General features: G+C 64.0%; 7 protein-coding genes. 6 read left to right on the top strand and 1 reads right to left on the bottom strand.

Features of this window, described 5'->3' with window-relative positions; translation table 11 throughout:
• Window positions 1-62: 62 nt before the first annotated feature.
• The 4 genes from A5658_RS14685 to A5658_RS14670 are packed head-to-tail and all read left to right on the top strand — an operon-like array spanning window position 63 to window position 9,109.
• Window positions 63-1,823 carry a tryptophan 7-halogenase gene (locus tag A5658_RS14685; protein WP_156751472.1) on the top strand — a complete coding sequence of 587 codons (1,761 nt, stop codon included), beginning with the start codon at window positions 63-65 and terminating at the stop codon, window positions 1,821-1,823.
• A gap of 40 nt (window positions 1,824-1,863) precedes the next feature.
• Window positions 1,864-7,422: a type I polyketide synthase gene (locus A5658_RS14680; RefSeq protein ID WP_231997331.1), complete on the top strand. Its 5,559-nt coding sequence runs from the start codon at window positions 1,864-1,866 to the stop codon at window positions 7,420-7,422.
• On the top strand, window positions 7,419-8,255 hold the full coding sequence (locus A5658_RS14675; protein WP_082993179.1) for an ABC transporter ATP-binding protein: 837 nt from the start codon (window positions 7,419-7,421) through the stop codon (window positions 8,253-8,255). Before A5658_RS14680 ends, A5658_RS14675 begins: the two co-directional genes overlap by 4 nt.
• The gene (locus A5658_RS14670) at window positions 8,255-9,109 is read left to right on the top strand and encodes an ABC transporter permease (protein ID WP_082993178.1); all 855 of its coding nucleotides are present in this window, start codon (window positions 8,255-8,257) and stop codon (window positions 9,107-9,109) included. Before A5658_RS14675 ends, A5658_RS14670 begins: the two co-directional genes overlap by 1 nt.
• A 233-nt stretch (window positions 9,110-9,342) precedes the next feature.
• Here A5658_RS14670 and A5658_RS29385 read toward each other — a convergent pair whose 3' ends face one another.
• Complete coding sequence (locus A5658_RS29385; RefSeq protein ID WP_369830526.1) at window positions 9,343-9,543, bottom strand: hypothetical protein; 201 nt, start codon at window positions 9,541-9,543, stop codon at window positions 9,343-9,345.
• On the opposite strand from A5658_RS29385, the gene A5658_RS14665 reads away from it, so the two are divergent.
• On the top strand, window positions 9,503-13,483 hold the full coding sequence (locus tag A5658_RS14665; protein WP_369830525.1) for a SpoIIE family protein phosphatase: 3,981 nt from the start codon (window positions 9,503-9,505) through the stop codon (window positions 13,481-13,483). The two genes, A5658_RS29385 and A5658_RS14665, sit on opposite strands and share 41 nt — an antisense overlap.
• Window positions 13,483-13,815, top strand: coding sequence for an STAS domain-containing protein (locus A5658_RS14660; protein ID WP_067336160.1), 333 nt, complete (start codon window positions 13,483-13,485; stop codon window positions 13,813-13,815). Before A5658_RS14665 ends, A5658_RS14660 begins: the two co-directional genes overlap by 1 nt.
• Window positions 13,816-13,829: the final 14 nt, after the last annotated feature.

Here is a 13,829-nt window from a genome sequence, read left to right as displayed (position 1 = left end):
AGTGTAGCTTTCTTAAATATTAAGTAACTGTCCTATCCGAGCGGCGGGAGGGACTTGTGGACGTGCACACACAGCTGGCACATCTGAGCCCTGAGGGGCGCGCCTCGCTGGCGCGCAAGATCAAATCCCGGCTGGCCGAGGGCGGCAGCGTTCAGTCGGATCACGATGTGGCGATCGCCGGCGGGGGAGTCGCCGCTCTCACCTTGGCGCTGGAGCTGCGTCGCGCCCGACCAGGAATCCGGGTGGTCGTCATCGAGCCTCGTGAGCACCCTTTACCGGAAGTCACACACACTGTCGGCGAATCGACGGTGGAAATCTCCGCGGAATATTTGCGAGACCGCCTCGAGTTGGCCGACCACCTCAATACCGCGCAGATCCGGAAGATGGGACTGCGCATGTTTTTCAGCCACGGCGAAAACACCGACATCAGCCAGCGCATGGAACTCGGCAGCTCCTCGTTCACCCCGCAGGTCACCTACCAGATCGACCGAGGCCGGCTGGAGAACGAGCTGACCCGTCGCTGCAATTCCGAAGGCGTCGAGATACTCGCAGGGCGGGTCACGTCCGTCGACATGGGCGCCGACGGATGTCCTCACACCCTCCGGGTTCAGCGTGGCACCAAGAAGACGACAACCACGGCACATTGGGTGGTCGACGCCTCGGGCCGTAACCGGGCGCTGTCTCGGCAGCTGGACTTGAAACGGACCAACGAGCACCACTGCAATGCCGTGTGGCTGCGGGTGGCGACCGAGATCGACATCGGCAAGTGGAGTGACGACCCGGCCTGGCAAGCACGCCTGCACGAAGGCGACCGGGCACTGTCGACCAATCATCTGATGGGCGAGGGCTATTGGGTCTGGCTGATCAGGCTCGCGTCCGGCTCGACCAGTGTCGGCATCGTGGCGGATCCAGCATTCCACGCGTTCGACGACTTCAACACCCTGGAGAGGGCTCAGGCGTGGCTGGCTGACCACGAGCCGCAGTGCGCTGCCGTGCTCGGCCAGAGCGAGCACCTGATCAGGGACTTCCGGGTAATGAAGAAGTACAGCCACGGATCGACCAAAGTGTATGACGCGCAAGACCGTTGGTGCCTGACCGGGGATGCGGCTGTATTCCTCGACCCGCTGTACTCCTCGGGACTCGACCTCGTTGCGATCGGCAACGGGCTGATCACCGACATGATCTGCCGCGAACTCGACGGCGAAGACGTGGTCGGGCGCGCCGGCATCAATGACTCGCTGTTTCGGTCGCTGGGCGACATGTGGCTCAACATCTACTGCAACCAGTACAAGCTCATGGGCAAGCCCGCGGTGATGACGGCCAAAGTCATTTGGGACGTCGCGTTTTACTGGGGCTTTCTCGGAATGATGTACAGCAACAACCGTTTCGCCAGTGTCGCCGACGACCCCGGGGTGGTGCCGCACCTCGAAGGCCTCATCGCGCTGAGCAATCGGATGCAACGATTCTTCCGCGAATGGGCAGGCGTCGAAAATGCCCACCACTGTGCGCAATTCGTCGACCTGTATGCGGCTCACAACTTCATGGTGAAGTTGCACACCACGATGATGGGGACATCATCGGACTTCACCATGGAGTTCGAGGCGAACATCGTGCTGCTGCGACAGCTTGCCGGCCAGCTGATCGAGACCATCCTCACCGACAAGTGCTGCCTTTTCACCGATGAGGTCATGCAGCAAGTGCAGGCATGGCAACGCGACACTTTCCTGCGGGAGCTGCGATCCGCGTACCACCAGGGACAAAGTGGCGAACCGCTGAGCGACACATGGATTGTCCGAGACGCTACGCAACTCGAATACACCTGAGCAGACCACTGATCCGTTCACAGTTCGTAAGGTCGATAGCTTGAATACGCGTGCCGAACACAGCGCTCACGAGCCACTGGCTATCGTCGGAATCGGTTGCCACCTCCCGGGCGGCGCGCTGACCCCGGAGCTGTACTGGGAGTTGCTACGCGGCGAGACCGACGCTACCCGGGTAGTTCCCGAAACGCGTTGGCATGCCGCCAAATACTACGACCCGAACCCGAAAAAGGTCGGGAAGATGACGACCCGCCGAGGCGGGTTCCTGAGCGAGATCGACCAATTCGATCCTCAATTCTTCGGCATCTCGCCGCGCGAGGCGAACTTGGTCGACCCACAACAGCGCCTGCTGCTGCGAACCACATGGGAGGCGCTGGAAGACGGCGGTATATCCGCCGACAGTCTGGCCGGCACTGACGTCGGGGTGTTCGTCGGCGGATTCACCCTCGATTACCAGCTTCTGCAAAATCACGGCCGCACCAGTCGATACCGGTTCAAGACACACTCCGCGACCGGAATGATGATGACGATGCTGGCGAACCGCATTTCGTTCGCCTTCGATTTCCGCGGCCCCAGCATGACCGTCGACACCGCCTGTTCGAGCTCGTTGGTCGCAGTTCATCTTGCCGCGCAGGCCATTTGGAATGGCGAATGCGATCTGGCGATAGCCGGCGGCGTGAACGCGATCGTCGGGCCGAACACGGCGATTGCGGAATCGAAGAGCGGATTTCTGGCACCCGACGGCCGGTGCAAGGCCTTCGACGAGGCCGCTGACGGATATGCACGTGGCGAGGGCGGCGCCGTGGTCGTGATCAAACCGACGGCGCACGCCCTACGAGACGGCGACAGCATCTACGCGCAGATCCTGGGCACCGCGGTGTCTCAGGACGGCCATACCGATGGCATCACGGTACCGAGCTCAGACGCGCAAGCAGCGGCCATCACAACAGCCCTGCGGCGGGCTGGCGTTCAGCCTAACGACGTCGGCTACGTCGAGGCCCACGGCACGGGGACCCCGGTCGGCGACCCGATCGAGATCCGGGCACTGGCGAACGCGCTCGCCTCCGAGCGCCAGACCACCGACCCGTTGGTGATCGGATCGGTCAAAACCAACATCGGCCACCTCGAGGCCGGCGCCGGCGTTGCAGGACTGATCAAAGCCGCCCTCGTGGTCAAACACGGCTACATTCCAGCGAACCTGCACTTGCACAACCCGAGCGCGCAAATCCCCTGGGAGCAGCTGTGTATCGAGATTCCGCGGACCGGCCGCCCGTTCCCTGAAACCGCGCGGCGCGTGGCCGGGGTCAACTCCTTTGGCTTCGGCGGCACCAACGCACACGTTGTGCTCGCCGAGCCACCAATCCCTTCGCGAATCGACGTCCCCGACAGGTCCCTGCGACTGCCACTGGCCGTCCTGCCCATCTCGGCCCGCGCCGAGGATGCGCTCGCGGTCACGGCCCGTCAGTTGGCCGAGCACATTGGCGCACATCCCGATCTCACGTTGCTCGACCTCGGTTACACCCTCAGTCAACGTCGTGCACATCTGAACTACCGGCGCACCCTGGTCGCGGACAGCATCAGCGATGCGCGGCAACAACTTCAATCACTCGCTGACGCCGGTCACATCACGGCGACGCGGACCGGTACGAGCGCACCGAAACTCGCATTCGTCTGCACCGGTATGGGCCCGCAGTGGTGGAGGATGTGCCGCGGTCTGCTCGACGAGTATCCGGCATTCGCCGAGAGCATTCGTCGCAGCGATCGTGAGCTGTCCCGCCACACGGGCTGGTCCCTGATCGACGAACTCCGCGCGGACGAAAGCCGTTCCCGCATGGGCCAAACCGACGTCGCTCAACCTGCCAACTTCGCCATTCAGGTAGCGCTGGCCGAGCAGTTGCGCGAGGTCGGAATCATCCCGGACGCGATGATCGGGCACAGCGCCGGCGAAGTGGCGGCCCACTACCTGTCCGGCATCCTCACCTTCGAGCAGGCCGTCCACGTCGTTTATCACCGAAGTCGCTTGCAGCAACGCACTAGCGGGCAGGGCCGCATGCTCGCCGTCGGTCTGAGCGCCGAAGACTTCGTGGACACGATCGACGACGCGGCACGCAACGCCGTGGGATCGACAATCTCGATCGCTGCCGTCAACGGCCCGTCCACCGTCACCGTCGCCGGCGAGGGCGAACTCCTTGGGCAGATCGCGCGCCACCTGGAGGACGCCGGGGTGTTCAACCGGTTTCTCAGCGGGAAAGTGCCGTATCACACCCATTTCATGGACGCCATCAAAGACGAGCTTGTCAACGCGTTCAAGGAATTGCAGCCGGGCCCCGCGACGACTGCGCTCTACTCGACGGTCACAGGGGAGCAGTTGCAGGGTTACGGCGATGCTGCGGGCTATTGGTGGCAAAACACGCGTGCCACAGTTCTATTCGAACCAGCGATCCGTCGCATGCTGCAAGACGGCTACAGCCACTTCGTAGAGCTGGGACCACATCCCGTCCTCGTCTCCTCACTCTTCGAGATCGCCGCGGCGCAGCGTTCCGACGCTGTCGTGCTGGCCGCCCAGCGACGCGACGAGGACGCCGGTCGTGCGCTGATGAACTGCGTCGGCGCGCTGCACTGCCATGGTCACCCGGTGCAGTGGGACACCTTCTACCCTCGGGAATACGCGCGGCTGGTGAAGCTTCCGTCGTACCCATGGCAGTCCAAGCGCTATTGGAACGAGACCCAGGAAGCTGCCGAGGATCTGCACTACAACCCGGTCCACCCGCTACTCGGTCAGCCGGTGAGCGGTATCCACCCGACCTGGGAAGTCGAGCTGAACACCGCCACCCTGCCGTTTCTGGCCGAGCACACGGTGCAGGGAAGTGTTCTGGTCCTTGGCGCGGTCTATGTCGAAATGGCTTTGGCCGCAGCCGAAGCGACCTACGGGTCGACAGAGTACTGCGTCGACCAGCTCCGTCTTCTGCGTGCGGTGATCCTCGACGACACCTGCGACCCCGTGCTGCGGACCACCCTGAACCGCGATACCGGGTGTCTTGAGTTCGCAGCGTTCACCGCGACCACATCCGGTGACGTCAAGTGGATGCTGACCGCAACGGCGGAACTCAACAGGCTCCCCTCACCGGATCCGGTCGCCAAACCGGGCGCGTCGCCGGTAACCACCACCGTCGACGGCGACGAGTTCTACACCCGCTCTCAGGCAGTCGGCTTCAGCTACGGCGAGGCGCTCCAATCGATTGCCGGCATCGTCTGCGGGGATGGTTGGGCGACCGCAGAGATCCTGGCACCCGAATGGATCGCCGGCGACGTCGACAAGTACCGATTCCACCCGGTCCTCATCGACGGCGCATTCCAATCAGTGATTGGCACAACCCTTCTAGACCGCGAGGGCAACGAAGACGCTTATCTTCCCGTCCACATCAGGCGCAGCGCCATCTATCGCTCCCCCCCGCGACGCATGACAGCCCAGATCACCGTGGTGTCAGCGACCAAGGACGGGATCGAAAGCGACATCACGCTTCTCGGCGACGACGGCGAGCTGGTCGCGGTGTTCACCGGCTTCACATTGCAGGCACTGAGCGAGAAGTCGAATCTCTCACCCGAGCAGGTTGACAAAGGACTCTACGAACTCGAGTGGGTCGAGCGCTCTGAGCCGGCCGCCACCGAGGCGATAACGCCGCCCGACAACCTGTCCTGGTTGGTTTTCCTGGACAGCGGCGGTGTCGGGACCGCGCTGGCTGACCAGTTGCGTCGCAGCGGCCATCGTGTCCGCGCGGTGCTCCGCCAAGATGTCACCGCGCTGAGCAAGGTCGGCGGCGGCTACGCATTGAACCCTCGCCAACCCGAGCAGATCGACCGGTTGATCGAAGCCCAACTGGACAGCGACGGAGAGCTTGCCGGCATCGTCAACTGCTGGCCCCTCGACATCCGCGCCAAACCTGACGGCCACCAACCTGATGGTCGCAGCGAGATCGACGAGAGCCTAGGTGTTTTCACGATTCTGCATCTCGTTAAAGCCCTGGCCGACCACGACGCCGCCAAACCACGGCTCTATGTGCTCACCGCCAACGCGCAACCGGTTCTGGGAAGCGAGCTACTCTCCGTCGACCAGGCCGCGGTATGGGGACTTGGGCGCGTCGTGGGACACCAAGAGTTCGTCGACCGCTGGGGCGGATTGATCGACATCGACGCCGCCCACGACGCAACGGATCTGGCCTCGCGCATCTGCGAGCATATCCTCGCCGGCAGTCCCGAGGATCAGATCGCATTAAGAGGCACAACGACATTCGTACCGAGGTTGCGCCCGGCGGCACACCTGGCACCGGCCTTCCCGACGAAGCTCACCCCCGACGCGACCTACGTCGTCACCGGTGGCGCCGGCGCGCTCGGCCGCACCGTGGCCACTTACCTCGCCGAGCGCGGAGCCCGCCATATCACATTGCTGTCGCGCCGCGAGATCCCGCCGCGGGATCAGTGGTCGCTGCTGTCCAAGGAGCACCGGCATTACGAGACGGTCAGAGCAATCCGAAAGATTGAACGCCTGGGTGGGTGCGTGACCACGGCAAGCGTGGACATTACTGACGCAGCCCAGGTCGACGGCTGGCTGCGCGACCATACGCGCAACGGAGGCCGCCCGATTCGGGGACTCGTGCACTCCGCGGGATCAGTCGACGACCGGCTTTTGGTGAACATGACCGAGAGTGACTTCACCTCGGTCATGGCGCCGAAAGTCACGGGCACTCGCGTGCTGCACAACGCGCTGCGCGGTCACGACTTGGAATTCTTCGTCATGTTCGGGTCGGCGGGCTCGGTGATCGCTTCACCCGGACAGGGAAACTACGCCGCTGCAAATGCATTCCTCGACACCTTCGCGCACTTCCGGCGGGCCCAAGGACTGCCCGCACTCACCATCGGGTGGGGTCCGTGGTCGGTGGGCATGGTCGAAGAGCTCAAACTGGAGAAGCTCTACGCACAGCGCGGCATCGACCTCATCACGCCCTCGGCCGGCACCGCGATTCTCGACCGGCTCATCACTCAGGACATGCCGACCGTCGTCGCAATCACCGCCGACTGGGCGCGAGCCCGTCGCGCCGCTCTCGGCGCTAAGCTGCCGCCGATGTTCGCTGAATTGGGTATCACTGAAAGTTCTTCTGAGACAATTGATTCCGATCTCTCAGCGCTGGACTTCCTAGCGAAGCTCCCGACAGCCGAAAGGCACGAGGTGGTTGTCGGCAGCGTGCAGCAGATCGCTGCCGCGGTGTTCGAGATCGCGGCCACCGAGATCGGCGCGGACGATGCGCTCGATGACCTCGGCCTGGACTCTTTGATGGCGATGGACTTCAGGCTGAGGGTCAACGCGACGTTCGCCATCGACCTGCCGTTGCTCGAACTCCTCCGGGGTGTCAGCGTCAATTCGGTGGCGACCCGGATTCTCTCGGAACTGCGATTCGACGACGCCGACCCGGACAGCGCCGCAAGTGCGGCAACCGAGCCGGACGCAACCGACGACGGTGTCGACCGGATGGTCGAGCAATTGTCGGAGGCCGAGCTGCGACAACTGCTGGCCGAACTCGAGAAGCAGGACGAGGCGCTGTCGTGACATTCGCCGTGCAGGTCCGCGGATTGTCCAAGCGGTATGGGCAATTACAGGCCGTGCGGAATGTAGACCTCGATGTCGGATACGGCGAGGTGTTCGCCATCCTCGGGCCCAATGGGGCCGGTAAGTCCACCACGATCGAGATCCTCGAGGGCCATCGCAAACGGGACTCGGGACAGGTCAGCGTGTTGGGAGAAGACCCGGCAACCGCAGGCCGGAGCTGGCGCGCCAAGATCGGCATCGTGCTCCAAGAGGTCAGCGACGCCGGGATGCTGACCGTCACCGAGACGCTGCAGATGTTCGCGAAATGCTATGGCAATGCCCGAGACCCCAGCGAGTTGCTCAAGCTGGTCGGGCTCAGCTCGGTGTCCGGCTCGAAAGTGCGGACGCTGTCCGGCGGACAGCGGCGCCGGCTCGACGTCGCGCTGGGCATCATCAACTCGCCGACGCTGCTGTTCCTCGACGAACCGACGACAGGATTCGATCCCGAAGCGCGGCTGCGGTTTTGGAGCCTCATCGAGCTGCTTGCCCGCACCGGGACGACGATTCTGCTGACCACCCACTACCTGGAGGAAGCGGCGGCGCTGGCCGATCGTGTCGCGGTGATCGCCGGGGGACAGCTGGTCGCTGTCGACTCTCCCCAGAATTTGATCCGATACGTTGATTCGACTGCGACGGTTCGCTGGCGGGTGGCCAGCGCGATCCACACCGAGCACACCGACCGCCCGACCGAATTGATCCGACAGCGTTCCCTGGCCGGGGAGGAGTTGGTCGATCTGACCGTGTCGCGGCCAACGCTCGAAGACGCCTACCTGCAGCTGATCGGAATGCGGTAATGGTCACCGACCGGGCAAGCGGCACGGCGCGGCAGCAGGGGAGCACGCCCGAGCGGCCGACCCTGCCGTCGCCGCTACGCATCGGTCTGTCGCGAGTTGTGCCCGAACTCAAGATGTTCTATCGCCGGCCCGAGCAGATGGTCCTGACTTTCTCACTGCCGGCGGTCATCTGCATCCTGCTGGGTTCCATCTTTTCGACCAAACTCCCCGATACCGAGACCAGCACGGGCGCCGTCATCGCGGCCAGCATGCTGGCTTACGGGATTTTGTCGACCTCATTTATCAACCTGGGCATCAGCATCGCGGGCGACCGTGACACCGGCGCACTGCGGCGCCTTCGCGGAACGCCGACCACCGCGCTCTCGTATTTCGTCGGGAAAATTTTTCTCGTCGCCATCGTCAGCCTCGCCGAGGCTGTCATTCTCGTGGCTGTCGGCCTGCTCTTCTTCGATCTCCGGTTGCCGACAACAATTTTCGGGTGGTTCACGTTCAGCTGGGTGTTCCTTCTCGGCACAGTCAGTTGCTCGTTGCTGGGCATCTTCATCAGCAATCTGGCGAGCAACGCCGTGTCGGCGGCCGTGGTGACCAACGGTCCGGCCGTCGGCCTGCAGTTCGTGTCGGGCACCTACGTGCCGCTCGTCGTCCTGCCCACCTGGATGTTGGCCGTGGGCTCGATCTTTCCGGTCAAGTGGATGGCGCAAGGTTTCCGGTCGGTGTTGCTGCCGTCGAAGATGGCGGCCTTCGAACCGGCCGGAAATTGGGAGCACTGGCATGTCTTCTTGGTGCTGACCGCGTGGACGCTCGGTGGGCTGGCCGCGTGCCTGGTGGTGTTCCGGTGGTCGGACCGAAACTGATGAACTCCGGCCGGCCAGAATCTGGGTGCGTCGACCGCGCGCCGCAGTTCCGGATGGGCCGGATTGAGCAACTGCGTGAGCTGCGTCCCGCCTGGCTTGCATATCGAGGAAAACGGGAACAAGCCATCACCCCATGCGATGGGGGACGGCGATCTGCGCAGTCGCAGGGCAAAAGCTCTTTGGCTGTGTCCGGTGGCCAGAGCTCCACAGATGATTGTCTTGGCAGAGCGACGCTAACAATTCGAGAGGATGTCAGTGGTCTTCCGCGCAGACCAGGAGATCGGACGCGATCTTGCCGCCGTCGATTGGGCCGCGACGCCGTTGGGCCCGGTCGAGGGCTGGCCGCAAAGTCTCCGTACGGCCGTCGATATCTTGCTGGCGTCCCGCTTTTCGATGTGGATGGCGTGGGGCCCGGAGCTGACGTTCTTCTGCAACGCGGCGTACCGCCGTCAGACCCTGGGAAGCAAGTATCCGTGGGCGCTGGGCCGTCCGGCGAACGAGGTGTGGGCCGAGATCTGGGGTGATATCGATTCGCGCGTCGAGCGGGTCATGTCCGCGGGCGAGTCGACGTGGGATGAAGCACTGATGCTGATACTCGAGCGGTCGGGCTACCCGGAGGAGACCTACCACACGTTCTCCTACAGCCCACTGCGCGACGACGACGCCCAGGTAGTCGGCATGCTCTGCGTTGTCAGCGAGGACACCGACCGGGTGATCGGCGAGCGCCGGATGGCAACCTTGCGCGATCTCGGTTCGGACCCGAGCGTGGTCCGCACCGAGAAACAGATGCTGGACTTCGCCGCCGACCAGCTCGCGCGTAATCCCTACGATCTGCCGTTCACCCTCACCTACTTGTTCGGCGACGACGGCGATGCGCAACTGGCGGGGACCAGCGGAATCACACCCGGACACGTCGCGGCGCCGCAGACCCTATCCGTCGATGACAGTCAGGCGCTGTGGCCGGTGGAGAAAGCGGCCCGCGGCGAGGCCGGGGTGGTCGAATTCGACGCCTCGCTCGAGTTGCCGACCGGCGCGTGGCCGAGGCCGCCGGAGACCGCGTTCGTGGTACCGCTGATGCAGCCGGGCGGCAGTCCCTACGGCTTCTTGGTCGCGGCGCTGAACCGGCACCGCCTCTTCGACGACGCCTACCGCAGCTTCGTTGAACTGGTCGCCAGTTATATCGCCGCCGGAATCGGACGGACCCGTAGCTACCAAGCCCAGCAATCGCGCGCCGAGGAACTGGCTGCGCTTGACCAAGCCAAGACCACGTTCTTCTCCAGTATCAGCCACGAATTCCGGACACCGCTCACCCTGATCCTCGGTCCCGTCAATGAATTGCTTGGCCAGCCAACAGGACTCGACGACCGGGCGCGCCAGGAGCTCGAGCTCATCCAACGCAACGGGCTACGCCTGACCAAGCTGGTCAACACGTTGCTGGATTTCTCCCGCATTCAGGCGGGGCGAATGCAGGCGCATTTCGAGCCTACCGACCTGTCCGCCGTCACCGCCGAACTGGCGAGCATCTTCCGATCGGCGATCGACCGGGCAGGCCTGACCTTCACCGTCGACTGTCCTGCGCTCGATCGACCTGTCTACCTCGATCGTGAGATGTGGGAGAAGGTTGTGCTCAACCTGCTGTCCAACGCACTGAAATACACGTTTGACGGTTCGATCACGATTCGGATCGGCCACGACGACACCAGCGCGGTCGTCACCGTCACCGACACCGGAATCGGAATACCGCCGGCAGAGCTGCCACGGCTCTTCGAACGTTTCCACCGCATCGAAACAGCACGCGCCCGGTCCACCGAGGGCAGCGGAATCGGGCTGGCACTGGTCAAAGAGTTGGTCGGCATGCACGGCGGCACCATCGAGGCCGACAGCCGGGAAGGCGAGGGCACGACATTCACCGTGCGACTGCCCTTCGGGGTCGCCCACCTTCCCGGCGACGAATTCGCCTCGGCGCCACCACCACATGCGAACCCGGGCGTCATCGCTGACCCCTACGTCCAAGAAGCATTGCGTTGGCTGCCGTCCGGTACGGGCACGGCTGTACCGCCACAGGCCACCACCACCGGTGTCACCTCCGCCGAGGGAGACGGAAAACGCGCACGAGTACTGATCGCCGACGACAACGCCGACATGCGCGAATACCTGACCAATCTGCTCGGAAATTCCGGCTATCAGGTGGACGAGGTGGTCGACGGCGAAAAAGCACTCAAGGCAATTCGTGCCGAAGTTCCCGACCTCGTCATCAGCGACGTCATGATGCCGGGAATCGATGGCCTGCAACTCGTGGCCGCGCTACGAGCGGAGCCGCGAACCGCCGCCATCCCGGTACTCCTGTTATCCGCACGCGCTGGACAGGAGGCATCGATCGAGGGATTGCAGGCCGGCGCGGACGACTACCTGGTCAAACCCTTTGCCGCCGCCGAACTGCTGGCACGCGTGCGTGCCAATATCGAGTTAGCGCGGCTGCGCAACCACCAATCCCGTTGGCGCACCGCGTTGGTCGACTCGTTGCAAGAAGCGTTTTTTATCTGCGACGCCGACGGCAGGGTCGTCGAAGTCAACGATGCATTCACCGAGATTCTCGGCTATGGCCCCGAGCATCTTCCGTATTCAGCCGTGCCCCCCTGGTGGCCTGACGCCGACACCGACCCCGAAGCTCGTGGTCTCGTCGAATCGGCATTCCGACAGATGCTGGGCTGCGCCCAAGGCGCCTTCACGATTCCGGTCGATCACGCTGACGGCCACCGGGTCTGGGTGGCGACGAGCTTCAGCCATGCCGACGATCCGGACACCGGGCACCAGATCATGGTCGGCACGATGCGAGACGTCACGGCCGAGCACTACATCGTGCAACGTCAAACCGCGCTCGCCGCACTCAATCAGCAACTGGCTCAAGCGGATACGGTCGAGGGCGCCCTGGCCGGAGCCGCCGAGGAGCTGCGGCGGGTGTGGAGGGCGCGCCGCGTACTGGTCGCGACGTTCGACAGCGACGACGATTCCAGCGCCCCGGAGCTGGTGTGCGCGGGTGGGCCGGTCGGGTGGGGCGAACTGTCGCCGCGGACGCAGCAGGTCATCGAGTCACTGCGCGACGCCGAGCTGCTGACCACCGTGGCCGAAGAACCGGGCGCCGCAGGCATCGCACTGCGCCATACACGCGGAGTGTCGGTCTTCTGGGTCGAGCTGGCCGAGCACCGGCCATTCAGCAGCGAGGACCACACCCTTCTCACCGTGCTGGCGGGACGACTCGGTCAGGGCTTGCAGCGCGTCTACGAGGTCGACGAGCAACGTGAAACCGCAGTCGCACTGCAGCACGCGATGCTCGGCCCGGCGAGTCTGCCCGGCGGGTTCGCGGTGCGATACCTGCCCGCAAGCCGGCCGTTGCAAGTCGGCGGCGACTGGTATGACGTCGTCAATCTCGACGCGGGCCGCGTCGCACTGATCGTCGGCGACTGTGTTGGTCACGGGCTGGAAGCCGCCACCGTGATGGGTCAGCTGCGCAGCGCCTGCAGGGCGCTGCTACTGGAGAAGTCCAGCCCGAGCGCCGTGCTCGCCGGGCTCGACAGGTTCGCGGCCCGCCTGCCCGGCGCCGACTGCACCACCGTGCTCTGCGCGGTGCTCACACACTCGACCGGCGAACTGGTGTATTCGAGCGCCGGGCATCCGCCGGCGATCGTCGTGCATCCCGACGGCACCGTCCAGCTGCTGGATCGCGGTCAGGGATTGCCGTTGACGATTCGGCCGGACCAAATCCGACCCGAGGTCAGTGTCACCCTGTCGCCGCGTTCAACGTTGCTGCTGTACACCGATGGTTTGGTCGAGCGCCGCGGTGACTCGATTGACGATGGGATGGCCCGCGCGGCAAACCTCGTGGATGGTTGCCGCTCACGTGAACTCGACGAACTCGCCGACGAACTGATGTCGCGCCTCGAACCGTCCGGTGGTTATCCCGACGACGTCGCCGTCTTGCTGTATCGCCAGCCGGCGCCGCTGGCGATGGACTTCATCGCGGATGCCAAGCAGCTGGCTCCGAGCCGCAACGCATTGCGAAGCTGGCTGCGCGAAGCGGGTGTCGACGAAGAACAGATCCAAGACATGCTCGTCGCCACCGGCGAGGCCGTCGCCAACGCAATCGAACATGGCCACCGCGACCGCCCCGATGGCACCATCTCGCTGCGGGCGACCGCGGTCGTCGACGGCCTCCACGTCAGCGTGATCGACACGGGGGTTTGGAAGATGCCGCGTGACGTGCCCAGTGCATTTCGAGGTCGAGGCATCTCGTTGATGCGATGTTTGGTACAGGACGTGAGTATTCATTCCAGCGATGCGGGTACTACCGTTCATATGTACGCAAGGATCACGTAATGATGACCCCGCTCACCATTAACACCGACCGTGGCGTCGACGGGACGCCGCTGGTGACGGCGGCGGGCGAGATAGACATCAGCAACATTCACGTGTTCACCGAAGCGCTGACGAGCGCCAGCGAAGGCAACGGCAAGCCGATTACCGTCGACATGAGCGCCGTCAAATATCTGGACAGCGCGGGGGTCAACGTGCTTTTCAAGCACGCCGACGAAATCGAGCGTCTGCATCTCATCGTCCACCCACTATTAGTGCGGGTTCTTACGATCACCGGCTTGAGCGAAATCGCGACGATCGAATCTGGACCGGCCGGCGACGGCGGCAACAACTAGCGCTCCGAGGCCCA

This window comes from Mycobacterium sp. 1245111.1 (genome assembly GCF_001673405.1).
Lineage (GTDB): Bacteria > Actinomycetota > Actinomycetes > Mycobacteriales > Mycobacteriaceae > Mycobacterium.
This window is presented reverse-complemented; position numbering and strand designations above follow the sequence as displayed.